This is a genomic window from Alteromonas sp. B31-7, from assembly GCF_015767655.1.
Classification (GTDB): Bacteria; Pseudomonadota; Gammaproteobacteria; order Enterobacterales; family Alteromonadaceae; genus Alteromonas; species Alteromonas australica.
The window spans coordinates 2217519-2242048 of record NZ_CP065233.1 but is presented as its reverse complement, the minus strand read 5'-3'; the positions used below and the strand labels follow the sequence as shown (position 1 = coordinate 2242048).

The window sequence follows — 24530 nt, the reverse complement described above, 5'->3', positions numbered from 1 at the left end:
TTTAACATTTACTAATATTACGCAGTTCTCGGAAGAATGAAATTGAGAATAAGTATAAGATGTGTGTGACGCTATTTGCGTTTTGGTAATTACCGAACGCGTTCGAAAGCGACAATTTTAAGTTGTGCGTTCACTGTCATTCTAAAGCGCCCTTTTACACCTTGTGAGGTGATAAATTGTCTAAGTCGACTGGTTGGCACTTGCACTTTAACACCATTGTCAGCGACCAATACTACATTAGGCACAGAAGGAGAATAAAGTGCCTCACATTGACTGTAAGGCACATTGATTGAGAAAAAGTAATACGTTGAATTAGTGGTTGTGCTGTTCATCGTAAGCGAGGCTTTTACTTACCTTTTCAAAAAGATCTTTGCTAAGGCCTTTATGATTCAGTAATCGCGCTAATTGTGCTTTCATCAATTGCTGATGATCTGCATTGAACCCTTGCCATTGAGTTAAAGGCGTCACAATTCGCGCTGCCACTTGCGGGTTAATCCCATCAAGCTTTAATAAGTAATCAGTCACAAATTTATAGCCACTTCCATCTAGCGCGTGAAACTTTTCACTGTTGTAAAAAGCGAAACTACCCACCAGAGAACGTACACGATTAGGATTACCCAGACTAAATTGCGGATGTTCGCTTAGCATGGTGATGGTCGCTAAAATATCGTCTTTTGGTTGGGTGGCATGTAACGCAAACCATTTATCTAACACTAATGCGTCATGACACCATTGGGTTTCAAAGCGCGCCATCAAGGTCTCGAAAACACGGGTATACTGCGCCGCTTTAAGTGCGCCGAGAGAATCTGTCATGTTATCGGCGTTATCAAATTGGGAAACCACGACGTGCTCAAACTCAGGTAATCTCGCTAAGTGAGCCAAAATCACATTTTTACAACGTCGTGCTATTACCGCGCTTTGGTTATAGGCGTAGTCCCCGGTATCAATCTGCAAAAAGATATGGTTAAGCACCTTACTTAATTGCTGTGCAAAGAGAAGACAAAATTGGTTTCTAGCGGCAACGAGGCGCGCCACATCAATGTCTTTTCTCGTTTGACACAACGTTTCAAAGGTGGGAATAACTAAACACTCGCCTAGCAATTCTAAATTGCCCTGCTCGCTTTTTATCGCTGATTCCAGATCTGTCCACAATGAGGCTTCTATAGGTGCCGTTACGTCATCATACAATGCACTGATACAGCGACTATACAGGGTTTGCATGGCATCCCAACGGTTAAAGGGGTCTTTACCGTGAGTAAATATTGTCAGTAAACCGTCTGTTTCAAGGGGATTATCTACCTTCACCGGTGCAGAAAAATTACCTAACAAAACAGGGGTTAATTTTTCTGTGGTTGCGCTTACTGAAAAGCTGAGCGAAGGGGTATCCAGAATGATAAGCCCATTGTTAATGAGACCTTGTTCATCAACATACTGATTGCCGTCTTCATCAATAATTTCTATGGCAACAGGAATATAAAGAGGTTGCTTAGTTGCTTGATCGGCAGTGGCAGGTGTCGTCTGTGAAAGCGTGAAGTTGTGCTTGCCTGTTTGCGCATTGAATTGGTGGCTTAAGCTGATTTCTGGCGTACCTGATTGACTATACCAATGTGCGAAATGACTCAAATCTATCTCTGTGGCAGATTGCATAGCTGCCACAAAATCATCGCAGGTGACGGCCTGACCATCGTGACGTTTAATGTATTCGTCCATGCCACGCCTAAAGCCTTCTGGACCTAGCAAGGTATGGAACATACGAATTACTTCAGCGCCCTTGTCATATACCGTCACTGTGTAGAAATTATTCATTTCGATGACTTCATCAGGGCGAATGGGATGACTCATGGCACTGGCATCTTCTGCAAACTGATGTTCACGCATTACCCGTACATGCTTAATTCTATTGCTTAGTGGCGAGGTCATATCGGCACTGAATTGCTGGTCTCTAAACACAGTTAAGCCTTCTTTTAAGCTTAACTGAAACCAGTCTCTGCATGTCACGCGATTACCTGTCCAGTTATGGAAATACTCGTGGGCTATTACAGATTCTACATTGAAGAAGTCATCGTCGGTGGCAGACGCTTGTTCAGCGAGTACAAATTTACTGTTGAAAACATTTAAACCTTTGTTTTCCATTGCACCCATGTTGAAAAAGTCCACGGCCACAATCATGTAAATATCTAGGTCATATTCCAACCCAAATACGTCTTCATCCCACTTCATCGCGCGCTTAAGTGAAGCGAGGGCAAAATGGCCTTGGGCTTTTTTTCCTTTATCGACATACAATTCGAGCGCCACCTCTTTACCGCTCATGGTGGTGTACGTATCGGAAAGTAAATCAAAGTCCCCTGCGACTAACGCGAATAAGTAACTGGGTTTAGGGTGCGGATCGTGCCAAGTGACAAAATGTTTGCCGTCGTCAGTTTGGCCTTTATCCACGGGGTTACCGTTAGACAATAGCATGGGTAAATCAGTGTCGCCCACCACAGTAACCGTATAAACGGCCAAAATATCTGGTCGGTCCATAAAATAGGTAATACGACGAAACCCTTCTGCTTCACACTGCGTACAATAGGCGCCACCAGACAAATACAAGCCTTCAAGCGCTTTGTTATTTTTAGGGTCTATTTCTGTGTGAATTTCTAACTCGAACGTATCCTCGTCGGTATTAATGGTGAGACCTTCGTCACTGAGTGTGAAATCTGAAAAGTCATTTTTGTTTAACAGTAGGGATTTAAGCGTTAATTTATCCCCATCTAATACTAATGGTTTGTTGTGGTCACCCTGCCTGTTGATAGTGAGTACGCTGACGACGCGGGTGGCAGTTGGATGAAGATTAACGGTTAAATTGACCGTTGAGATAAGGAAAGCGGGCGGTTGATAATCCGCCCTCTTTTTTACGTGTACTGACATAGATTCTCCTAACAGAAATTCTACGCAACAACATTACTGACTAGCTTCGTTGGCACCTGTTGAACCTTGCGGTGGTGTTAAACGAAGTATCTTTATTCCAAGGTAAGCATAAATGATGGCTAATATTGGATTAATAACATTGAAGAATGCATAGAAAATATAATCAAATGGATTGACCAGTAGAACACTGTGCATGTAAGCGCCACAGGTATTCCAAGGAATAAGTGGCGAGGTTAATGTGCCACCGTCTTCTAAGCTGCGAGATAGGTTAAGTTGGTCTAGTCCGCGCTTTTTAAATTCTTCTTTATACATACGTCCTGGCATGACGATAGAAATATATTGATCTGCTGTAACTAAGTTAGTGGCAAAGCAAGTTAGTATGGTTCTGCTAACCATATCACCGGCCGATTTTGCACCGAGCAGAATGGCCGAAACAGCACGTTTTAATAGCCCTACTCGTTCAAGTACTGCGCCAAATGACATAGCACAAATAATCAGCCAGATGGTATTGAGCATGGACGACATGCCGCCGCGAGAAAGCAAACTATTTAGGTTTTCATCTGGGGTAGAAAAGCTCACGCCGTCAAACAAGGCAATCCAAACGACTTTTAGCGCACCTATGCTAGCACTGTCGCCTTCACTTGCCATTGATGAAACTAAATCCCATTGAAAAACGACCGCCCAAACACCACCTAGCAACGCACCAATAAATACCGCGGGAAAGGCTGGCATTTTCTTCACCGCTAAGGTTAACAGAACCACTAAGGGCACGAGCATGTACCAACTAAGGTCAAACGATTCACCTAAGAGTAATTGCATTTGCTCAATACGTTCAGCTTTCGCTTCACCTACTTCGCTAAACCCTAAGAATACAAACAACAATAAAGCAATCACAAAGCTGGGTATGGTGGTCCAAAGCATATAACGGATGTGCTCGAACAAATCGGTGCCTGCTACTGCTGGCGCTAAGTTAGTGGTTTCGGATAGCGGTGATATTTTATCGCCGAAATAAGCGCCCGATACCACGGCACCTGCAGTAATCGCGGTAGACATTTCCATGCCTGCAGAAACCCCCATGAGTGCCACACCAACCGTTGCAGCGGTTGTCCATGAACTGCCTATACTCATTGCTACTACAGCGCAAATTAAGCAGGTTGCAGCGTAAAAGAACGAAGGATTAAGGAGTTCTAAGCCAAAATAGATAAGCGTGGGCACCGTACCCGCTAGCATCCATGTCCCAATCAAAGAGCCGACTGCCAGCAAGATTAGACAGGCCCCTAGTGACATGGATATACCGTCTACGATGCCTTTTTCAATGGCTTTCCAAGTATGGCCGTTTTTCATACCAATGATAGCGGCTAAGCCCATCGCCAAAAGCAAGGCGATTTGATTAGGACCATAAGAGGAGTCATCTTCAAATAGGAAAACGGCACTTCCCATCATGATAACCAAGGAAACTATGGGGATAAATGCATCAAGTAATGATGGTGTTTTTAGTTCTTTTTTCATTGTTATATTTTTAAAAACCTACTGTTTACATTACGGAGCGATAAAACATGAGCGCAATGATGACCGGGCAGACAAAACGAACATACCAAGGCCAAATTTTCCAAAAAACACTGTGTTCAGCGTTTTCATCACCCTCTTTGAGTTCCGCTAAAATGGCGTCGCGTTTCCAAATCCAACCCGCAAAGATGCATAATACAAGGCCGAGTAGCGGCTGACTGTATTCTGTTGTTAGTGCGATGACAAATCCAAATAAGGTTGAGAAATTGACAATGATAATGCAGCTCAACCCAAAGATAATTGACGCCATGAGCAAAACCGCTTTCTTTCTTACTAACCCTTTGCTTTCTAACATGTAAGCGACAGGCACTTCTAGCATCGAAATTGAAGACGTAACTGCCGCAATGGCCATTAACGCAAAGAAAGTAAAAGCAACAAAAATGCCGACACCGCCAATAGTATCAAATAATGCAGGCAAAACCTTGAAAATGAGTGTGTCGCCTTGGATAAGCGCGCCGTCTGGCGTAAAGATCTCTACACCGTTATTAAGTGCCACGTACATGGCTGGAATGATGAGCATACCTGCGATAACGGCAACACCAATGTCCACTAGCGCAACAGATGCACCGATTGAGGGAAGGTTTTCTTTTTTGCTTAAGTAGGAACCGTAGACCAGCATGGTACCAACACCTAACGACATAGAGAAAAATGCTTGCCCCATGGCATTGATAAGTAAGTCAGGATCGAGCACTCGAGAAAAGTCAGGCACTAAATAAGCGCTCCAGCCTTCAATGGCGCCGGGCTGAAAACTCACGTAAACAATCAGTGCTATGATGAGAAGAACCAATGTGGGCATTAAACGAACAGACCACTTCTCAATTCCGGCTTTTACACCACCCACCACGATAAACGCCGTTAATGCCATGAAAAGAAAACAGAATATCACGTTACGCGTAACCGAATCAGTAAGCAGCCACTCGCTTGCACTGGTTAAGCCGAACAGGCTTACGGCGGCGTCGGCGAAATACACTAGCATCCAACCACCCACAATGGCATAAAACGCGAGAATAAGGGAGACAGTTACGCACCCCCACAAACCTGTGGCTCGGCCAACGAAATTGCCGGAAATTTTACCCAGCGCGTCCACCATATTAGCGCGAGAACTTCGCCCTATGATGAGTTCGGCCATTAATACTGGATAGGCCAATACGAAGGCGAGTAAAAGGTAAACTAATACAAAAGCGGCACCGCCATTGCTTGCCACCTTCGTCGGGAACCCCCAAATATTGCCTAATCCCACTGCTGACCCTGCCGCGGCCAACACAAACCCTATGCGCGAAGAGAATTCGCCTCTGATAGCCATGTCGTTTCCCTTTATTATTGTTGTATGCGGATGTCAGACACAAAAAAAGGGCTGGCCATAGACCAGCCCTTCATCGACAACCTTTAATTTCTTGTTATTGCGTATCTGCCTGTTTGAATCATATCGAAGGTGATATTTGCTGCTTCATCCAAGAAAGGATCAAGCTCATCCATGTCTTCAGGCAAATCGTCTAACGAAGCCACGGTTTCCATACCAAGGCGCTGTAAACGCTCATTAGCGCGCGCTAGCGACTTTTCTTCAGCTTCTTTCTTATCGGCTTCTCGCTCAGACTTTACTAGCGAGATATAGTTTTTATCTTTGTTTTCTTTATATTCTTCAATGTCTTCATAAATATAAGAAAACTCAGGGTCTTGGATAATACGTTTATTGTGCTTCGCCGTTAATACGTCTAATGCAGCTTGACCATCAGCGAAGGTAGTATAATTCGCTCGTTTAATGCTGTCCCATGGCAATGCATTTTCTGCCTTAGCCTCGCCCCACTCTTCAGGCTCAACTGCTGACGGATAAAGAATGTCTGGTACTACGCCTTTATGCTGTGTGCTACCACCGTCGATACGGTAAAATTTTGCAATCGTGAATTGAACACTGCCTAGCGGATTATCATACAAATCGTAGATTTTACCCAGGCCACGGTGTTGTTGTACCGTACCTTTACCAAAGGTTTGTTCGCCAATAATTAAGGCACGGTTGTAGTCTTGCATGGCGGCAGCAAAAATTTCTGATGCTGATGCACTGTAGCGGTCAACCAGCACGGTTAGCGGGCCGTCATACGCCACCATACCGTCTGTGTCTCTATTGACGCTGACTTTGTTTTGGCCATAACGTATTTGAACCACAGGTCCTTTTTCGATAAATAAACCGGTAAGTAAAGTGGCTTCAGTCAGTGAACCACCACCGTTACCCCGCAAATCGACAATCATACCTTTCACATTTTGTGCTTTAAGGCTTTCGATTTCTTTAGCAACATCAGCATGCAGGTTATTGTAAAAACTTGGGATAGTGATAACCCCTAGCGGTTCATCTGCGTGTGGACCACTGTCTGGAACATACACTTCAGAACTCGCAGCACGGTCTTCAAGTTCAATTTTGTCTCGGGTTAAGCTAACCACAGAGTTGGTTTTACCGTCGGTAACCCCTTTTTGAACCTGTAAACGCACTGTACTGCCTTTCGGCCCTTTAATGAGTTCTACCACTTCATCTAACCGCCAACCTACAACATCGACGAATTCTTCATCTTCTTGCGCAACGCCAATAATTTTATCTTCAGGTTTAAGTGCACCAGATTCGTCGGCTGGGCCGCCAGGTACAATGCTTTTGATAACGGTATAGTCATCTTCACTTTGCAATACGGCACCAATCCCTTCAAACGACAAATTCATTTCCATTTGGAAGCGATCTGCATTGCGGGGCGATAAATAACTGGTGTGCGCTTCTACTGTTCGGGCAAAGGCATTCATTGCAGTTTGGAAAACGTCTTCGCTTTTCGCCTGTTTTGTGCGTTTAATTGCGCGGTTATAACGTTTTTGCAATAACTCTTTGGCTTCTTCCCAGGTTTTGTCAGCGAGGATGAGGTTAAGTGCATCGTACTTAACCCGTTGACGCCAGATTTCGTCTAGCTCTTGTTGATTTGCTGGCCAATCGGCTTCTTCACGATCGTAATAAAACTTATCGTCTGCTTTTTCAAAGTCGAATGGCCCCTTGTCTAACAAGGAGAGCGCGTATTCGTAGCGCTCCACTCTGCGTTTTGCACTTACGTTATACATGTCGTATGCAATAGAAAGGTTACCTTTCTTTAATGCATCATCGAATGCAGTGCGGTATTTTTCAAACGCCACCACATCAGACAACATGAGAACCTGTTTATTGTGATCTAGCGAATCAACAAATTTTTGGTAAATACGTGCAGAGAGAGCGTCATCCAACGAAATTTCCTTGTAGTGAGCGCGGGTAAATAAGGCGCTCACTCGCTTTGCTGCAACACTGTGCTGAGTTTCTTGTTGGAGTATGGGAAGCTCTTCAACATCAGGCGTGGTTGTGACAGCGCCGGCGCCTACCCCAACGGTAAGAAACGCACTGGCAATGGAAATTCGAAGGATATCTTTCATATATTACGACCTCTTGGAACGCGCCAAACGTAAAGCATCTGCATTTACTTTTACCACCATGCCCGTGTCTAGCTGAACATGGATCCCGTCTTTGGCTACTTCAGTGATAACAGCCGGCATAGGTGTTTTGCCTAGCTTAACTGTTACTTTTGTACCCTGCTGCAAATCTTCATCAGTCAGTTTTGCGGGTGGTGTTTTATTTGGTCTGTTAATTTTCGGTTTAGTTCCCTGCTTATTATCAGCATGGCCTGAACTGACCGATTTTTCACCTTTTGGGCGAGAAAATTGGCGTCTTTCTTTGTTTTTAGGTTGCTGCGCCTGTTTAGCTTTACGCTTTTCTGCCGCTTTCGCCTTACTTTCTTCTAGTTGTTTTTGGGCGTGTTCGGCATGCTCTTTCTCGATAGCGTCGCCTTCAGCACCATCAAGATCCACACGATGTGCGCCCTCTTTAATGCTGTAAAGGTAGCGCCAACTGTTGGTGTAATGACGAAGGGTTGAGCGTAGAAGCGTTTTGCTAACACGTTCTTCATCATTCAATCGTTCCGCTAAGTCTTGAAAAATGCCAATCTTGAGAGGGCGAGCTTCACCTTCTACGCTGAAGCATTTCGGAAAGGTTTCTGCAAGGAAAGCTATGACTTCCTTACTATTGGTAAACTTCTGTGGTGATTCCATTAAACTTTCTAAATTATTTAAGAGATTTCTTCATTACCCGCATCATCCCAAGTTGCCAGCGTGTGGTCAACCCAATCGAGCAATTCATCATCATCAATTTCTAATAAATGGCTATCTTGTTGCCAAGATTCCCATACGTGGTGTAACAGTTTTTCGAGACGCTCGGTCTCAATATCTTCGTCGGCTCTGTCATACATAGCATGAAGAATGAAATTCAGACGCTCAGATGCTTCATCTGGGTCGTCATGAAAGTCGTCCATATCTTCGAACGTAGAAAGAACAACGTGAATATCTACATTGTATTTCATAATGTACGTTGAGATTCAATTAGAATATCAGCGATTTGTTTAAGTCCCGCCTCATCATCGGCGTCAAAACGACCAAATTTGGGGCTATCAATATCTAGCACACCGAGTAATTCGTCGTTCACAATAAGGGGAATAACAATTTCTGAATTAGACGCGGCATCGCATGCGATATGGCCTGAGAAGGCGTGTACATCGTCAATACGTTGAATGGTTCTGGTTTCTGCAGCAGTGCCACATACACCCTTACCTATTGGTATACGTATGCATGCGGGTTGACCTTGAAACGGCCCTAGTACTAACTGAGATTCTTTGTGGAGATAAAAACCAGCCCAATTGACGTCTTCAAGCTGGTTGAATAGCAGCGCGCTCACATTTGCCATGTTGGCAATTAAATCGTGCTCACCAGAAACCAGGCTTTTCGCCTGGCTTACTAACTGGGTATAGTGTTCTTCTTTCAAGGAGTAACCCTAATTTTGAATAATACGAAAACTAACATTTACTCGCGCTTCTACCGTTTCCTGACCAGGTAAAGAGGTGACTTTTTCACTGAGAAAGGCATCTGCACGCATAACTGGAACGGGCATATTGCCACCAGATTCAGAGATTGCAACTACTTCCCCTATTTCTACCCCTAATTCTTTGGCTAAAAGGGTCGCCCGCGCCTTTGCATCCTTAACCGCAGCAACAAGAGCAACATCATAAGCGTTATTTTGCCCTTGGGATATAAAATTGAACTGTTGAATCCGATCTACCCCACGTTTTAGCACGCCATCTAATACTTGATCGTAATGATCTATGTTTGAATCGGTCACCACAATTTCTCTGGTTAAGGTAAATCCATCCTGAATGCGACCATTTGGCCCATTGACGTATCTAGGGTTTAACCGAACCTGCATTGATTGAATGTTTTGCTCTTGAATGTCCATCGAAAGCAAAAAGTTAACCACGTTGTTAATTTCACTGTTGGCCATTCCGTTAAGCTTACTTACAGTATTCCCTTGCGCTTCAATAATAAACGTGACTCGATAAGCATTGGGTGTGACGCTAACCGCGCCTGAACCTTGTACGTGAATTTGCGGTGTTTGCTCTTGTGTTTGGGCATGGAGAGCGCCTACAAATAAGAGCGTAGTAATAGCAAAAACAGTGTGTGTAAGAATTTTTTTGATCATGGTTATTCCTTTTACTTTGCCTATACAACGACGGTTATCGCTGACGTTAACGTTGTACATTCCGGCTGTATTGAAATACGCAGCCCTTGATATCATTCAAGCATAGCCATTATTAGCGTTAATCTATACCAAAAATTTAAGGCGTCGCGTTTGGGTTATGACACACTACACTACGGTTGCTGAATGAAAGGTGAATGGTCTATAGATAACGTTGATAATGCCTAGTCGCAAAAAACAAAAAGCCTTACATTAAAGTAAGGCTTTTAGAAGACGAATTCAGTATTTTGCGACTCGTTGAAGCTACACGGGTCTGCATGGTTAACGCAGGTGAATACGCCGTTATTTTAAAACCTGTTTTAGCGCGGCAAGGCAGTGGTCAATATTGCGGGGTTTGCAGGCATAGCCCATCAGCCCTATTCGCCATACTTTCCCGGCAAATTCGCCCAGTCCAGCGCCTATTTCCAAATTGAATTCGTTCAACAAGCGTTGACGCACATCGGCGTCATTTACGCCCGATGGAATTTCTACAACGTTTAATTGTGGTAAGCGGTAGTTTTTATCTACTGCTAAGGTGAGATTTAATGCTTCCAGTCCTTGCGCTAGCGCTTCATGGCCTCGTTGATGACGTTGCCATGCATTTTCAAGCCCTTCTTCTCTTAGCATCAATAAGGATTCGTACATGGCGTACATGCTATTTACGGGGGCCGTATGGTGATAGGCTCGCTTCGCACCACTTCCCCAATACCCTACAATTAAATTCATATCTAAAAACCAACTTTGTACTTTGGTTTTTCGGTTTTGAATAAGGCTGACTGCGCGATCACTAAACGACACGGGTGAAATACCCGGTACACAACTCAAACATTTTTGAGAGCCTGAATAGATGGCATCAATGCCCCAATCGTCCACTTTCAACTCAATACCGCCTAACGACGTTACTGCGTCTACAATGGTTAAACACTGGTATTTGTTGGCCAATTCACATAATGCTTTGGCGTCATTTCTTACGCCGGTAGAAGTTTCAGCATGAACAAACGCTAATACTTTGATATCAGGGTGTTTAGCTAATAGGTCTTCAACCGTATTGAGATCCGTTTGTGTGCCCCACTGATTATTGATTACAATGGCTTCACCACCACATCGCTCTACATTTTCAACCATGCGGTTACCAAACACGCCGTTAACGCAAACCAACACTTTGTCGCCGGGTTCAACCAAATTAACGAAGCACGCTTCCATGCCTGCAGAACCTGGGGCGGAAATAGGCATGGTTAACGCATTTTCTGTTTGAAATGCGTATTGCAGCAATGATTTTGTTTCATCCATTAGCTCAATGAATAACGGGTCTAAATGACCTAGCGTAGGGCGTGCCATTGCATTGAGAATGCGCGGTGAGACATCTGATGGTCCTGGGCCCATTAACGTGCGTTCAGGGGGAAGAAAAGTAGACAGTTGCTTCATGTAGGCCTCGAATTATCAATGTTGTTTGGTGGCATTCTTACAGTGATAGCGCGTGGGTACAACCGCCTGTGTTCAACATAAATGAAATGAATGGGGGCAAGGATTTGTATTCATAGGTGGCGGTGGATGGGTTGTGAATATCGGGTGGGTAAATATTGAACAACTCAGTGATCATTGGTGGGCATTTTTAAGTATAAAGTCGGACCAGTAGGAACTTTTTGAAATTCTGAGCTTTTTTGACTACCTTTAAATAAAATTCAGTCTGTAAGATAAATTTCACAAATAATTTGTTTATAAATTGAACAAATGTGAACTATAATGACAGTCCGCTTGAGAGATTTAGCGAGTGCTTCTCCCTTGCAACAGTTAGCGCACGGCTCAGTAATGAGCCATTCCCCTAGGCCCGGAACGTCAGTTCTGGGCATTTTTTATGGGCGACTGTAAAAATAAGAGAGTGGAAACACGCGCCCGTCAGTTTTATGTTTCAGAGATCAGTTTAAGATTTTGTCGGTAGTTAACCGCGTTTTCAACATAATGTTGTGCAGAGCCTTGTAATTGCTTTTCTGCACTCGCGTCTAGCTGCTTAATGACCTTTGCCGGAGCACCAACCACTAAACTGTAATCGGGGATGTCCATTTTCTCAGTGATCAACGCATTCGCACCAATGACGCAATACTTGCCTATTTTTGCGCCGTTTAGCACAACCGCGTTGATGCCAATAAGGGAATAGTCCCCTACTGTGCACCCATGCAACATCGCTTTATGTCCTACCGTTACCCCTTTGCCAATGTGTAATGGTATACCTTGGTCGGTGTGCAGAACACTGCCATCTTGAATGTTCGACGCTTCACCTATACAGATTTTATCCATATCTCCACGTATTACAGCGTTAAACCAAACACTGCTTTTTTCATGCAGTTCCACATCACCGATAACCTGTGCGCCTGGCGCAATAAAGCAGTCATCTGCACATTGAGGGCTTCGGTCATTTAATTGATAGCGCATTTAGATTTCCCTTGTTGCAAGCGTGTTTTCCGCTAGATTACACATCCACTTTTCGCATTAAGCCTTCTTGGGTTGTTGATGCGACAAGTTCGCCAGCTTGATTGAAAATTTGTCCCCTTACTATGCCACGAGAGCCGCCACTAAATGGGCTTTCCATTGCATATAACAGCCACTCATTGAAATTAACTGGACGATGGAACCACATAGCATGATCTATCGTCGCAATTCTTAATGATTTATCGGTAACCGCAATACCGTGAGGCTGTAAAGAGGTGCTTAAAAAATGATAGTCTGATGCATAAGCAAGCGCCGCTTGGTGAATCGACAGAGCGCCCGATAATGTATCTCTAGCTCGCATCCAGATATAGCGCGTTGGCGGGCGTTTAGCCGCTTGATATGAGTTTGCTGCATCAATTGTACGTATATCTACCGGTCGATGATAACTTAATGCTTCGCGCATGGGCCGCGCTATTTTATTGAAATTGGCTTCATAAAATTCAATGTCCGATTGAACTGCCTCGGGAGGAGGGACATCTGGCATTTCTGGTGCTTGATGATGCATACCGTCTTGTGGCACTTGGAAAGACGCTGTCATATAAAAAATACTTTTACCGTCTTGAATGGCCTTTACACGACGAGCTGAAAAGCTACGACCGTCACGAACCACTTCAACATCATAAACCACGGGTTTTTTAGCATCTCCAGGAAGCAAAAAATAGGTATGAAATGAATGCGCCACCCTGTCTTTATCTACGGTTTCATATGCGGCCGCAAGGGCTTGACCAAGGACTTGCCCACCAAATAATGCGCGAAAGCCTAAATCCCAACTTTCGCCGCGATAAAGGTTTTGCTCCACGGTTTCTAACTCAAAAAGTGAAGATAGTTTAACGTCAGACATGCTGATTTTTCTCTCTTTGTTCTGCTCTTGGGTTTCTTGGGTAGTACTTTTCCGGTAGACACGGGCTGTGCTCAAAAAAGCGTGTATCTTTATAGGGTAACTTCATAAAGCCGGAAATGCCTAACCCTTTTATGTTCGGGATTTCTTGTACCAGTGCATGAAGCAACTGTTCAAATTGATGTGTTTTACTGTGATCCAGTAGTGTGTAGTAGCTATGCACTTTCAAATGATGTGGTAGTGCTTCAAAAATAATACACCCAGTATGATGGATATTATTCAGGGATTTTATTAAAGAAATTATGCTGTTGGGCAATTTTAAAAGTTCGTCGGGGTCGTCACCGTCTTCAAAGTAAGAATGGTGCCTACTTTGATCTTTGGCAACAGACACTTGAGATATTTCAAAGGGTATACGGCAGTCTTCATTGGGAATAAAATCATGATTAACATGTTCGCGCTCTATATGTAGGGTATTTTTAGCGTTAAACATACAACATTTGAACACCCCAACTTTATGAATAGCGCGAGCCAACGCAATGACATTGTTCACCGCCATCTCAAACGCTGGCTTAAGTGTTCTGTCGTACAAATTTAAGCTGGAATCAATATAAACGCCATTGGGTTCCCATCGAATGGCCATGCCGCCTACCACAGGGTAACGACCTAATCTGCCAATGGCGGAAATAAATGCTTTTTCTGTATCTCCCATACCTTGCAGGTAGTTTTTATAGTAGCGATCGAACTGCGCATCATTGATGTAGCGTAAAGTATCTTCGTGAAGGTCTGCTTGTTGACGAAGGTATGACTTTCTTGAACTGTATACCACAGTCTCTATTTCATTGGATGCTTCTGTTATCCACGTAGGAATGCTGGCCTGGTAGCGTGTTGGTTTGTCTTCGGTGAACACCATATTTTTGAGTACATGAAGGTGCTTTAGAAAGTAGTCGCCGCCTTGGCGTCGCTTAAGAGGATCCTCAGATAGCATGAAAGTGAGTATATCTGCCAACATTTTAGGTAAACCCAGTGATATCGGGCGAATAACACTGGCACCATAACGGCAAGATTGCCCTGACGCTAAAGCGTAAAGAGTACTTGCTAAGCCTTGTTCATCAAAGCGCGGCGAGGACAATGCGCCGTTTAATTGCTCTTCGCCAATAAAGTAAACATCGCCTAACCTTGCGTTAGTTTGCTGCAACTCGCTGGACATGAGATCCATGACATTGCTACCGATAAATTGCCCATTGGCGTCTACCTGCGCAAAAACAGACGACCCCCAATCGATTAAGCTTATAGTCTCATGGTGAGCGTCCCAAACTAGGTTGGAAGGTTTAATATCGCCATGAACAATAGGCTTCTCTTTTCCGTGCTGAGTGTTGCTTCTCAGTGTTATCAGCAACTCCCCCACCTGCACAGCAATTTTCACGATGATTCGCGGGGGCAGAGGCCCTTGCTTTAAACTTACTTTTTCTAGGTCTTCTCCAATCGCTCGCTGCATGACTAAGATAGATTGCTTTTTTATTTGCTGGAAAGCTCTGAAGTCTGGCACGTAAGGGTGCACAACTTGGGACAGCATAAAAGCTTCTTCTTCCAGTCTATCTTGAACATGCTGCGGCAGGTTAATTCGCGAAAACTTAAACACCAGCGCCTCCCCGGACGAGGTGACACCGGAAAAAGCAAAGCCAAAGGCACCTTTTCCTAGAAGTGACAACGAGCGATAGCCAACGTTTTCTAACTGTGCAATACACAAGGCCACCCAGTCTTTTAGTTTTTTAGCATCCGCATGAGAAAGCAAATAAATGGATTGCTCTTCGGGAATGTAAAAATGCTTGATGTCACTTGGATTTGGCATACCTAATTATCGTTAACCAGCCAGGTAAGATGGAACGCTGTATTGTCTCCTAGATGGGGAGCGACCTCTTGGAGTGCATCATTTAACTGAACGTCTAGCTGCCAAGGTGGATTTAGCACCAATACGCCTGAGCCATACATGCCCGCTTCTTCTGTGTTTTCAATTACCGTGAGTTCGGCCTGAAAACAAGGAATACCAAGTTCCACTAAGCTCGCTATCATCGCACTGCACGCCAGGGATTTTTTGTCTGCCCTGGCAGACAATAGCGGATACCAAATGACAATTTGCCCTTGTTGCCAGCGCTGTAATACCGATTTAACGGTGACAGATACATCAGTGTATTCCTGGATACGCTCGTAAGGTGGGTCAATAAGTACAGCACCACGATTAGGCTGGGGAGGTGTGAGCGCTTTAATGCCTTCAAAGCCATCCCGCTGATGCACGTGGCAGCTTCCCCCTACTTTAGCGGCATGTTGTTGAGAAAATATCACGTGATTTAACTTCTCAAATTCTGCGGGGTGCAGTTCCATCAAATGCACATTGTCCATTTCGCGCACAAGGTTAGCACTTAGCATAGGCGAACCAGGGTACATCCCTTTATCGAAATACGTTTGAATCAACGTATGGTAGTGGTTAAGTAAAGAGGACTGAGGAGAAAGCTGAGCCACTTTACTTACCCCTGATTCGTACTCTTTATTTTTAGCAGACATGGCGTGATCAAGTTGATACTCACCGGCCCCACTGTGAGTATCAAATAGGGTGAAGGGTTTATTTTTTTTCTTTAAATGATTAATGACACCTATCCAGCACAGGTGTTTTATAACATCGGCGTGATTGCCGGCATGAAATGCATGTTGATAACTAAGCACAATTTACCGTGTTCTCAGTGGAAAATTCCACGAATAAGCTAATTTAGCATGCAATAGTAACGCCTGACGCTTAGCAGTGACAAGTACAGCGTCAGGCATTATGTAGCCCTAGCGCAAATGCATTAGCATTTTTTCTGGTGCTTGTAGGTAGCTCATCCAAAGATTGTTAAATTTAACCATGGTTGCGCCGTCAATAATGCGATGATCTCCTGACCAATTAATCATCATGATTTGCTGCGCTACCACCTCACCTTTGGGAGTAAACCGTGGAAGCGACTGTGTTTTGCCTAATGCAACAATAGCGGCCTCTGGCTTATTAATGACAGGCGTTGCGGTTATGCCCCCTATTGCACCGATATTAGATATGCTAATCGTGCCGCCTTTTAAGTGATGGCTAGCTATCTGCCCTTTCCTTGCTTCATCTATAATTTCTTGCATTTGTGTCGCTATATCAAAAATAGACAACTGCTGAACCTGTTTAATATTGGGGACGAGCAAGCCTATTTTCGTATCTACAGCAAAACCAATATTATGATCGTAAAAATAGCGTAACTCAGTGGCATCATCATTAAGCTGGCTGTTGATAATTTCGAATTCGCTTAAGGCCAACGACAGGGCTTTAATAAAGAATGGCATCAAACTGAGTTTCACACCTTTTTCCTCAAATACTGGCTTTAAGCGTTGACGAAGCGCGATTAGGTTGTCCATAACCAGTTCGTCACTTACGGTAAAGTGCGGGATGGTGGAAACTGAGGCCACCATCTGTTTAGCCATGGCAGCCTGAACACCGCGTACTTTTACTGTTTTCACACGGTCGTTTTCTTGTGTCTGGTTAGGCATCTCCTTTAGGGTTGGTGTGTGCGAGTCCTTCGCACCTTTTGTTAATTGCGCCAGTACGTCCTGTTTTAAAATTCTTCCTTTTTTTCCTGTCCCCTTTATGTCACCTAGGTCAAGGCTTTGTTCCCGGGCAATTCGTCTAACAGCAGGGCTAGCTAAGACTTTACCGGGAATAACCACGGGAGGCTCAAAATCACCTGATGGCCACTTATCGTCTTTTACGGGCGCGTTGTCTCTGCTGTTGTTTTCACTCTTCCCGTGACACATATTTTGGTTTGCCGCTAACGGTTCGCAATATTCACTGCCCGCGCTTTCCTGCCCTTTTAATTCGCCTGTTTCGGGTTTTCTGATGAGCGAAAACAACGGGCTATGGACTTTAGCGATGTCTCCTTGGGCATAATACAGCGTGCCCACTACGCCAGAATGCTTGGCTGGGATTTCAACCACCGCTTTGTCGGTCATGACTTCAACTACGCTTTGGTCTTCCGCAATGAGATCGCCTTCTTTTACATTCCATTTTACGATTTCACATTCAACGATACCTTCACCAATATCAGGTAAAATGAAATCTTCATGAACGGCTTCTTGATCACCAAGATTTTCTTGAGCAGGAGAATCATCTTGGTGTGGTGGGACTGCGTCTTCTTGAGTGGCATCTGCTGTGGAGGTCGGTTCAGTGGATAGCCCCCCTGTCGTCTCCATGGCAAATAATGGCGCGTGCACGGCTGCAATATCGCCCTCCTTATAGTAAAGCTTGGTGACTGTGCCGCTATGCATTGCCGGAATTTGAACCGTGGCTTTGTCTGTCATGACCTCAGCAACCGGCTGGTCTTCTTCAATGACGTCGCCTTCGGACACTAACCATTCCAAAAGCTCACATTCAACAATGCCTTCACCAATGTCAGGCAATATAAAGTCAATAGTCATGCTGGGCCCCTTAGTAGTGAAGTGTGCGCTTAATGGCTTCGTAGATTTTAGTCGCGTCTGGCATATACTCTTTTTCGTGCGCCAGTGGATAAGGCGTATCTAAGCCACACACCCGAGCAATCGGCGCTTCCAGATATAAAAAACACTTCTCTTGAATTGTTGCCGCTATTTCACTGGCAAAGCCGCCCGTGAGCGGCGCTTCGTGATTAATAAGTAAACGCCCTGTTTTCATGACAGATGCAGCTACTGTGTGGGCATCCCAGGGTAAAATACTGCGCAAGTCGATAATTTCACAGGAAACGCCATCATCTAGTGCCGTTGCTGCCGCCTTTTGAAGCTCTTCAATTTGTGCGCCCCAGCCTAACAATGTGATATCTGAACCTTCTTGAACAATATCTGCTTTACCCAAGGGTAACTGATAATCTTCCTCTGGCACGTCACTGATTGACGCACGATAGAGCTTTTTAGGCTCTAAAAACAACACAGGATTCTTGTCTCTAATAGACGCCAGTAACAGCCCTTTGGCTTGATACGGGTTTCTAGGCACCACTATCTTTAGGCCCGGGCAGTGGGCGAAAAACGCTTCTGGCGATTGGCTGTGGTAGTGCCCGCCAGCAATACCGCCGCCATAGGGGGTACGAATAGTCAGAGTGCCTACATCAAATTGTCCTCCAGAACGATAACGCCACTTAGCGGTTTCGTTCACAATTTGGTCGAATGCGGGGAAGATATAGTCACCAAATTGAATTTCAGCGACAGGCACAGACCCTTGGGCTGCTAAACCATTGGCAAAACCTATAATACCCTGTTCGGTTAAGGGGGTATTGAAGCAGCGTCCCTTTCCAAATTTTTCCTGGAGGTGACTGGTAGCGCGAAACACGCCCCCAAAGTGACCCACATCTTCACCAAAAACCATGACTTTATCGTCGTCTGTCATGGCAGTAATGAGGGCATTATTGATGGCTTGTAGTAAATTCATTTGTGCCATTATTTCATTCTCCCTGACGTTTTAGGGTACATGTGTGGGTATTTTTTAATGTGTTGTTTAAGGTCTTGAAGTTGTTCATCAAGGTGCCAAGGCACTGAATCATAGACATCACTCACAATGTCATCGATAGGACAAATTTCGGTGGTTTCGCACCGCTTCATTGACGCTAAAACCTCTTGGCGCATTGCGGTAAGGCGTTTTTCATTGTCTTGTTCGTTAAACCAGCCTTTGTGGGTTAACCAGTTGGCAAACCGAGTAATAGGGTCTTTTGTGCGCCATTTTTCTTCCTCTTCTTTTGAGCGGTAACCGCTAGGATCATCGGAGGTAGAATGGGCGGCTAACCTGTAGGTCATCGCTTCAATAAGTACAGGGCATTGTTCTGCAAGAGCGATTTCCCTCGCCCGTTTCGTTGCCGCGTAAACCGCTAATACGTCGTTGCCGTCTACCCGAATGGTTTTTATTCCGTAACCTAACCCGCGAGACGCTATGCCATCACCTGCAAATTGTTCCTCTGCTGGTGTGGAGATAGCGTAGCCATTATTTCTGCAAAAAAAGATGACAGGACAGCTAAGTACCGCTGCCATATTAAGCCCCGCGTGGAAATCTCCTTCTGACGCGGCACCTTCTCCGAAATAGCATATGGTAATTGCGTCTTTCCCTGCCATTTTTTGACCATACGCATAGCCGGAAGCTTGCGGTATTTGGGTGCCAAGAGGAGATGAGATCGTCATGAAATTTAGCGCTTTATCACCATAATGAATCGGCATTTGGCGGCCTTTATTAGGGTCGTCTTTATTGCTGAACATCTGATTCATGAATTGATCAGTGGTGTATCCTCGATAAGCCAATGCCCCTTGCTCACGATATTGTGACATGATGAGGTCTTCGGTACTTAGTGCCGCTGCGCTTGCTACCGTTGCGGCTTCCTCGCCGGTACTTGCAAGGTAAAAGCTAATACGCCCTTGGCGTTGAGCCGCCACCATTCGTTCATCAAGCACCCGCGTGTAGGCCATGGTCTCGTGAATCTTTAACGCTTGCGCTTGACTAATGTCGGGTAAGGTTGCCTCCGGCGTTGCTTTACCGTTTTCGTCGAGAATTTGCAGCATTGGGATGTCAATAATACCGTTATCTATAATATTCACATCGGCAACAGTTGTTACTTGTGCTAGGTGGTTTCTGTCTTTCATTATTTTCTCCAGAAACAGTGGGAAGCTTCCACGAATTTAGAATGAATATGCTAGTAGACTCACGCTGGCACTTTCTTGCTATTTCTCCACGAAAAGTAGTTTTAAAAGGAACATCTATACTCTTTTTAGGAGCTAAACATGATTAGCATCCTAATGTTTTAATTTAATGTTAATTAATTGCGATATTTGCGTGAAATTTGGTGACCTGGCGTTTTTGTATTTGGATAGATGTATTAAATTTAATACGCCTTTGTTCATTACAAACGGTCATCAACTGTGTTAGAAATGCATTAATCCTCGAACGAAACTCTGTTTATATTCCCTTGCTTTTTTATTGAAGCGCTGGCAGGTAAATGGGTTATTTTAATAATAAAAAACGGGGCTCCAGGGAACAATCATTATTGAGACTTAGTATGAAAAAGAAACTCTTGAGTACCATCATTGCCTCTACCCTATTTGCAACGCCATCGATGTTGTCCGCTCAGGATGTGAAATCGAACATCATGGCAAGCCATACGCTAGAGCAAAACAATCCAATTGAAGCGTCTTTCGACAAAAAAAATATTCTTGCGAATGCCGTTAAGGTTAATGACCATCAAGTTAGAGTTATTGTGCAGTTGCATGATTCACCTTTAGCTCAGTTTAGTGGGGTTAACCCCAGCGTACGAAGCGCGTCTGCCCAACAAGGCGCAAAGGTAGATTTCTCATCAAACGCGGCCATAAGCTACAAAAAAATACTTAAGAACAAGCAGCGAAGCCTGGTTGAGGATATACACAACTTTGACCCTGCCTTTGAAGCCGATAAATCCTTTACCGCTTCCTTTAATGGTGTGTCTGGCATTGTAAGTAAACACGCGTTAGACAACCTAGCGAGTTTGCCAGAGGTAAAGGCGATTTACCCCGATGTGATGCACCGCGCACAGATGGACGCAAGTTTGGATTTAATTGGCGCAATTGATACATGGACTCAGTTGGGGGGCGCAGAAAACGCAGGGAAAGGCATTCGCGTCGCCATTATAGACAGTGGAATACGGCCTGAAAACGCGCTTTTTAGCGGTGATGATTTTGACGCACCGGACGCATCCACCCTGCCCTCTGATGACTATTGCTCAGACACGCCAGATTTCTGTAACAATAAGCTTATTGTGGCGCGTTATGCGTCGATACCAGACGGTTTTGACATTGTTGATGGCGAGTATCTTTCCCCTCTTGGTTATAATGGCCATGGTACCCACGTAGCGGGAACGGCGGTGGGCAATGCGGGCGTTACCGCATCACGAGATGGAGCGACCGCAGAAATATCAGGAGTGGCACCTGCCGCCTACCTAATGGTGTATAAAGGTTTGTATGCGACGCCTGACGACCCTACCTCCTCAAGCGGCATGACCTCCATGTTATTGGAAATGCTTGAGGCAGCACTAGAAGATGGCGCTGACATCATCAATAACTCCTGGGGCGGAGATGGTGGCGCAAGCCCAGTGGGTTCCGTTTATGAAGATATATTTGCTGCTATGGACGAAGCAGGCGTAGTGACGGTATTTTCCGCCGGCAATGAAGGCCCCGAAGCCACCACAATAGGTTGTCCTGGGTGTTCAAAAGATGTCTTAACAGTTGCTGCCACCTCAACCAACCGTTTGTTTGCAAACGAAGTCACGGTTGACGGCGATACCAGTATCGGCGCTATCCCAGCCCTCTATTCTGTTGGTAATGCTGCCATTACATTTACCAGCCCCTTAACGGCACCTGTGATATACGCGGGGGAAATTGATGAAGCTAACATTGAAGGGTGTTCGGCTTACGCAGATGACTCCACCTTTGAAAATGCCATTGCTTTAATTAGCCGAGGCACGTGTGGCTTTGTCGATAAAATTGCCAACGCTGAGGCCGCGGGCGCACTGGCGGTTTTGGTGTTTAACGAAGAGGGCCGCGGTGAAGCGCCCATTATTATGGGCGGGCTAAGTACAGATCAAACTGTTCCCTCACTCATGCTGCCCGCCACACAGGGATTAGCGCTCGCTGAATTAGCTGGCGCCACCGATGAGGATGTTATTGTGACTATCGGCAACGAGGTGGTTGCGTCCTATTCCGATAGTTTAGCGGATATTATGGGCGACTTTAGTTCTCGCGGGCCAAACGGCGACCCGAGTTTCTTGAAACCAAACATTGCGGCTCCTGGTGTGCGTATTTTTTCCGGTGAGTCGCCAGATGCCCCGGATCATATTGGTGAAAACTTTTCGTTTAAAAACGGTACCTCCATGGCGTCTCCCCATGTTGCTGGTGCCGCCGCATTGCTAAAACAAATGCATCCTGAATGGAGTGCACAGCAAATAAAAAGTGCCTTGGTCACTTCCTCTATTCGCGACGTACTGAAAGAAGATGGTCTTACACAAGCTGACAACTTCGACATGGGGGCGGGACGGCTCGATTTATCTCGGGCTAGCACAGTAGAAGTCACCTTCAGCGAACTGAGTTTGGTGTCGGCCGAATGCTTTCTTACCTGTGACTTGTCAATCACCCTGACGAATACGACTGACAGCGCCGTGACGCTTAGTGGTAGCCTGTTGTTTAGCGATGATGGTACGGATGGGTATCTCACTCCTGCTTTGACCACGCTTGCACCAGGGTCGTCTGAGGAAGTGATATTAACCCTTGATGTGGCAAATGCTGCTTCCAGTGAATGGTTATTGGGTGGTGCAAATTGGTCTGACGGTGATGACGCTACCACTGATTACTATATTCCAATGGCGATCTATTCTGTGAGTACAGATGAACCTTCTTTGCTGAACAGCGAAGTAAGTGTTAGCACGGTAGAAGCAGGAGATAATGTCACCACTACAATTTATGCAAATAATAAAGGTGTCACTGGCGTAACCAGTATTACAGGGCAAATAGACGAAAAGCTGTCTGTTAACACGGACTCGATAACGGCCATGAAAAACGGCTCACAAGACACGGTGACCTTTGATGCGCAAACCAATGTGCTCACCTGGGAAGGTTCGTTAGATATCGCCAGTATCAACTTCAATGAGGATACTGGAATAGCAGCGGTAACAGGCGGCGATTATCTTCCTTTGGCATCGCTAGGGGTCACCCCCGTATCCTGTACTTCACTGTGTGATGATACGTCAATTGTATTTAGTGGGGTGCCTGAAATACGTTATTTAGGTGACGGTTACACAACCATTCAAATATCCTCAAATGGTTTTATGGCCATGGGAGCTGAGTCTGGAGATATTTCTTCTCCCTTTGCGGAGCAATTGCCAGGCTCTGACGATCCAAACAATATTCTCGCGCCCTATTGGACAGATTTAGATTTAGACGGCACTGACGCGAACGACGATGGTACGGGTGACATGTACGTGGCTATCCTTGGCGGCGGTAGCTACCTGGTTGTGGAGTGGGCAAATGCGCAGCTTTGGGACCAACCAGGGACCAGTTTTAACTTCCAAATTTGGTATGACTATTCTAATGAAAGCTTCCACTTTGTTTACGGTGCAATAGATACGCCAGTAGACCCAGTTGTAGTGGGGGCTGAAAATAGCTTCGGTACTGTAGGCGCAACCCTAGCCTATTATTCCGAGGACGGTTCTCAGGGGAGCTTGCCGACAGAAGGTAGCGAATATGTACTTGCATACAGTGAAGGCGATGAGGTGTCCATTTCTTTCGAAGGGACAGTGTTACCTGTTGCCGATTACATGGATGATAGTTTCAGCGTGAATGAAGATGCTAGCATTACTGCAAATGTCATCGCTAATGAAGCAGACGACACTATCGTCAATACATTTACAATGGCGTCCTTATCAGGTGATTATAGAACCTTTACGCCCATCACCATTGATAAAGATGCGCTTGATATAGATTCTGTCACCATTTCAGTCGCGCCTGAAAATGGAGTAGCAACCACCAACGGTGACGGCACCATAACCTATACTCCCACGGCTGACTTTTTTGGTGAAGATAGCTTCAAATACACGGTGAGCACCGAAACGTCAACGAGCGGTGACGACCCCCTCGATGGGCAAGTGTTCGGGGAAGCTACGGTTAATATAGCTGTAGCGGGTATTCAGGATGCGCCTGTGGTTACCATCAGTGCCCCTTCAAGCGTGAAAGAAAACGAAAGTTACTCGGTAAGTGTAACGGCGAGTGATGCCGATGGTGATGATGTTGTTGTGTCTATTGATGGTGTTGAAAGAACCAGTTTAACTGGCACTGCACCGAGTTATGATACCGCAACATCGGTGTCGTTACAGGTGTCGGCAACTGACGGCATAGACACGACATCGGAAACGGTCACTATACATGTAGAAGAAAAGAGTGGCGGCGCGATAAGTTGGTTATCGGTGCTTCTCGTTCCACTATTGTTTGTTCGAAGACGCCATACGCGGCGCTATCATTAGACGCCGTTAGTGCACCATTAAAAGGCCGCTTATGAATGACGCGGCCTTTTTTATTACCGCT

General features: G+C 45.1%; 18 protein-coding genes. 1 reads left to right on the top strand and 17 read right to left on the bottom strand.

Annotated features, from left to right (window positions below; all coding sequences use genetic code 11):
* Positions 1–89: 89 nt before the first annotated feature.
* The 17 genes from IUA53_RS09470 to IUA53_RS09390 form a co-directional block, all read right to left on the bottom strand.
* Positions 90–332: a DUF2835 family protein gene (locus IUA53_RS09470; RefSeq protein WP_044447413.1), complete on the bottom strand. Its 243-nt coding sequence runs from the start codon at positions 330–332 to the stop codon at positions 90–92.
* Positions 313–2910, bottom strand: coding sequence for an aminopeptidase N (pepN, locus tag IUA53_RS09465; protein WP_196899335.1), 2598 nt, complete (start codon positions 2908–2910; stop codon positions 313–315). Before pepN ends, IUA53_RS09470 begins: the two co-directional genes overlap by 20 nt.
* A gap of 33 nt (positions 2911–2943) precedes the next feature.
* A complete protein-coding gene (gene nhaC, locus IUA53_RS09460; protein ID WP_196899333.1) occupies positions 2944–4419 on the bottom strand; it encodes a Na+/H+ antiporter NhaC in 1476 nt (491 codons plus the stop codon).
* A 25-nt stretch (positions 4420–4444) separates the two neighbouring features.
* The gene (locus IUA53_RS09455) at positions 4445–5779 is read right to left on the bottom strand and encodes a sodium-dependent transporter (RefSeq protein ID WP_044447412.1); all 1335 of its coding nucleotides are present in this window, start codon (positions 5777–5779) and stop codon (positions 4445–4447) included.
* 83 nt (positions 5780–5862) lie between these two features.
* On the bottom strand, positions 5863–7905 hold the full coding sequence (gene prc / locus IUA53_RS09450; protein ID WP_044447411.1) for a carboxy terminal-processing peptidase: 2043 nt from the start codon (positions 7903–7905) through the stop codon (positions 5863–5865).
* Positions 7906–7908: 3 nt separating this feature from the next.
* Positions 7909–8577 (bottom strand): RNA chaperone ProQ, encoded by a 669-nt coding sequence (gene proQ / locus IUA53_RS09445; protein ID WP_044057126.1) that lies wholly within the window; start codon positions 8575–8577, stop codon positions 7909–7911.
* Between the two features lie 17 nt (positions 8578–8594).
* Positions 8595–8885: a hypothetical protein gene (locus IUA53_RS09440; protein ID WP_044057125.1), complete on the bottom strand. Its 291-nt coding sequence runs from the start codon at positions 8883–8885 to the stop codon at positions 8595–8597.
* The gene (locus IUA53_RS09435) at positions 8882–9343 is read right to left on the bottom strand and encodes a GAF domain-containing protein (protein WP_044447408.1); all 462 of its coding nucleotides are present in this window, start codon (positions 9341–9343) and stop codon (positions 8882–8884) included. Before IUA53_RS09435 ends, IUA53_RS09440 begins: the two co-directional genes overlap by 4 nt.
* A 9-nt stretch (positions 9344–9352) precedes the next feature.
* Positions 9353–10054 carry an SIMPL domain-containing protein gene (locus tag IUA53_RS09430; RefSeq protein WP_052364354.1) on the bottom strand — a complete coding sequence of 234 codons (702 nt, stop codon included), beginning with the start codon at positions 10052–10054 and terminating at the stop codon, positions 9353–9355.
* Positions 10055–10393: 339 nt separating this feature from the next.
* Positions 10394–11515: a pyridoxal-phosphate-dependent aminotransferase family protein gene (locus tag IUA53_RS09425; protein WP_231401297.1), complete on the bottom strand. Its 1122-nt coding sequence runs from the start codon at positions 11513–11515 to the stop codon at positions 10394–10396.
* A gap of 477 nt (positions 11516–11992) precedes the next feature.
* Positions 11993–12520 (bottom strand): gamma carbonic anhydrase family protein, encoded by a 528-nt coding sequence (locus IUA53_RS09420; RefSeq protein ID WP_044057123.1) that lies wholly within the window; start codon positions 12518–12520, stop codon positions 11993–11995.
* A 37-nt stretch (positions 12521–12557) separates the two neighbouring features.
* Positions 12558–13418, bottom strand: coding sequence for an acyl-CoA thioesterase II (gene tesB, locus IUA53_RS09415; RefSeq protein ID WP_044447406.1), 861 nt, complete (start codon positions 13416–13418; stop codon positions 12558–12560).
* Positions 13411–15264 carry a protein kinase domain-containing protein gene (locus IUA53_RS09410; protein ID WP_196899331.1) on the bottom strand — a complete coding sequence of 618 codons (1854 nt, stop codon included), beginning with the start codon at positions 15262–15264 and terminating at the stop codon, positions 13411–13413. Before IUA53_RS09410 ends, tesB begins: the two co-directional genes overlap by 8 nt.
* Before the next feature lie 2 nt (positions 15265–15266).
* Positions 15267–16133, bottom strand: a complete 867-nt coding sequence (locus IUA53_RS09405; RefSeq protein ID WP_044447402.1) for a 23S rRNA (adenine(2030)-N(6))-methyltransferase RlmJ — start codon at positions 16131–16133, stop codon at positions 15267–15269.
* Between the two features lie 108 nt (positions 16134–16241).
* A complete protein-coding gene (locus IUA53_RS09400) occupies positions 16242–17897 on the bottom strand; it encodes a dihydrolipoyllysine-residue acetyltransferase (RefSeq protein ID WP_196899329.1) in 1656 nt (551 codons plus the stop codon).
* A 10-nt stretch (positions 17898–17907) separates the two neighbouring features.
* Positions 17908–18885: an alpha-ketoacid dehydrogenase subunit beta gene (locus IUA53_RS09395; protein ID WP_044057118.1), complete on the bottom strand. Its 978-nt coding sequence runs from the start codon at positions 18883–18885 to the stop codon at positions 17908–17910.
* Positions 18885–20072: a thiamine pyrophosphate-dependent dehydrogenase E1 component subunit alpha gene (locus IUA53_RS09390; RefSeq protein WP_044057117.1), complete on the bottom strand. Its 1188-nt coding sequence runs from the start codon at positions 20070–20072 to the stop codon at positions 18885–18887. Before IUA53_RS09390 ends, IUA53_RS09395 begins: the two co-directional genes overlap by 1 nt.
* 413 nt (positions 20073–20485) lie before the next feature.
* On the opposite strand from IUA53_RS09390, the gene IUA53_RS09385 reads away from it, so the two are divergent.
* On the top strand, positions 20486–24469 hold the full coding sequence (locus IUA53_RS09385) for a S8 family serine peptidase (protein ID WP_196899327.1): 3984 nt from the start codon (positions 20486–20488) through the stop codon (positions 24467–24469).
* Positions 24470–24530: the final 61 nt, after the last annotated feature.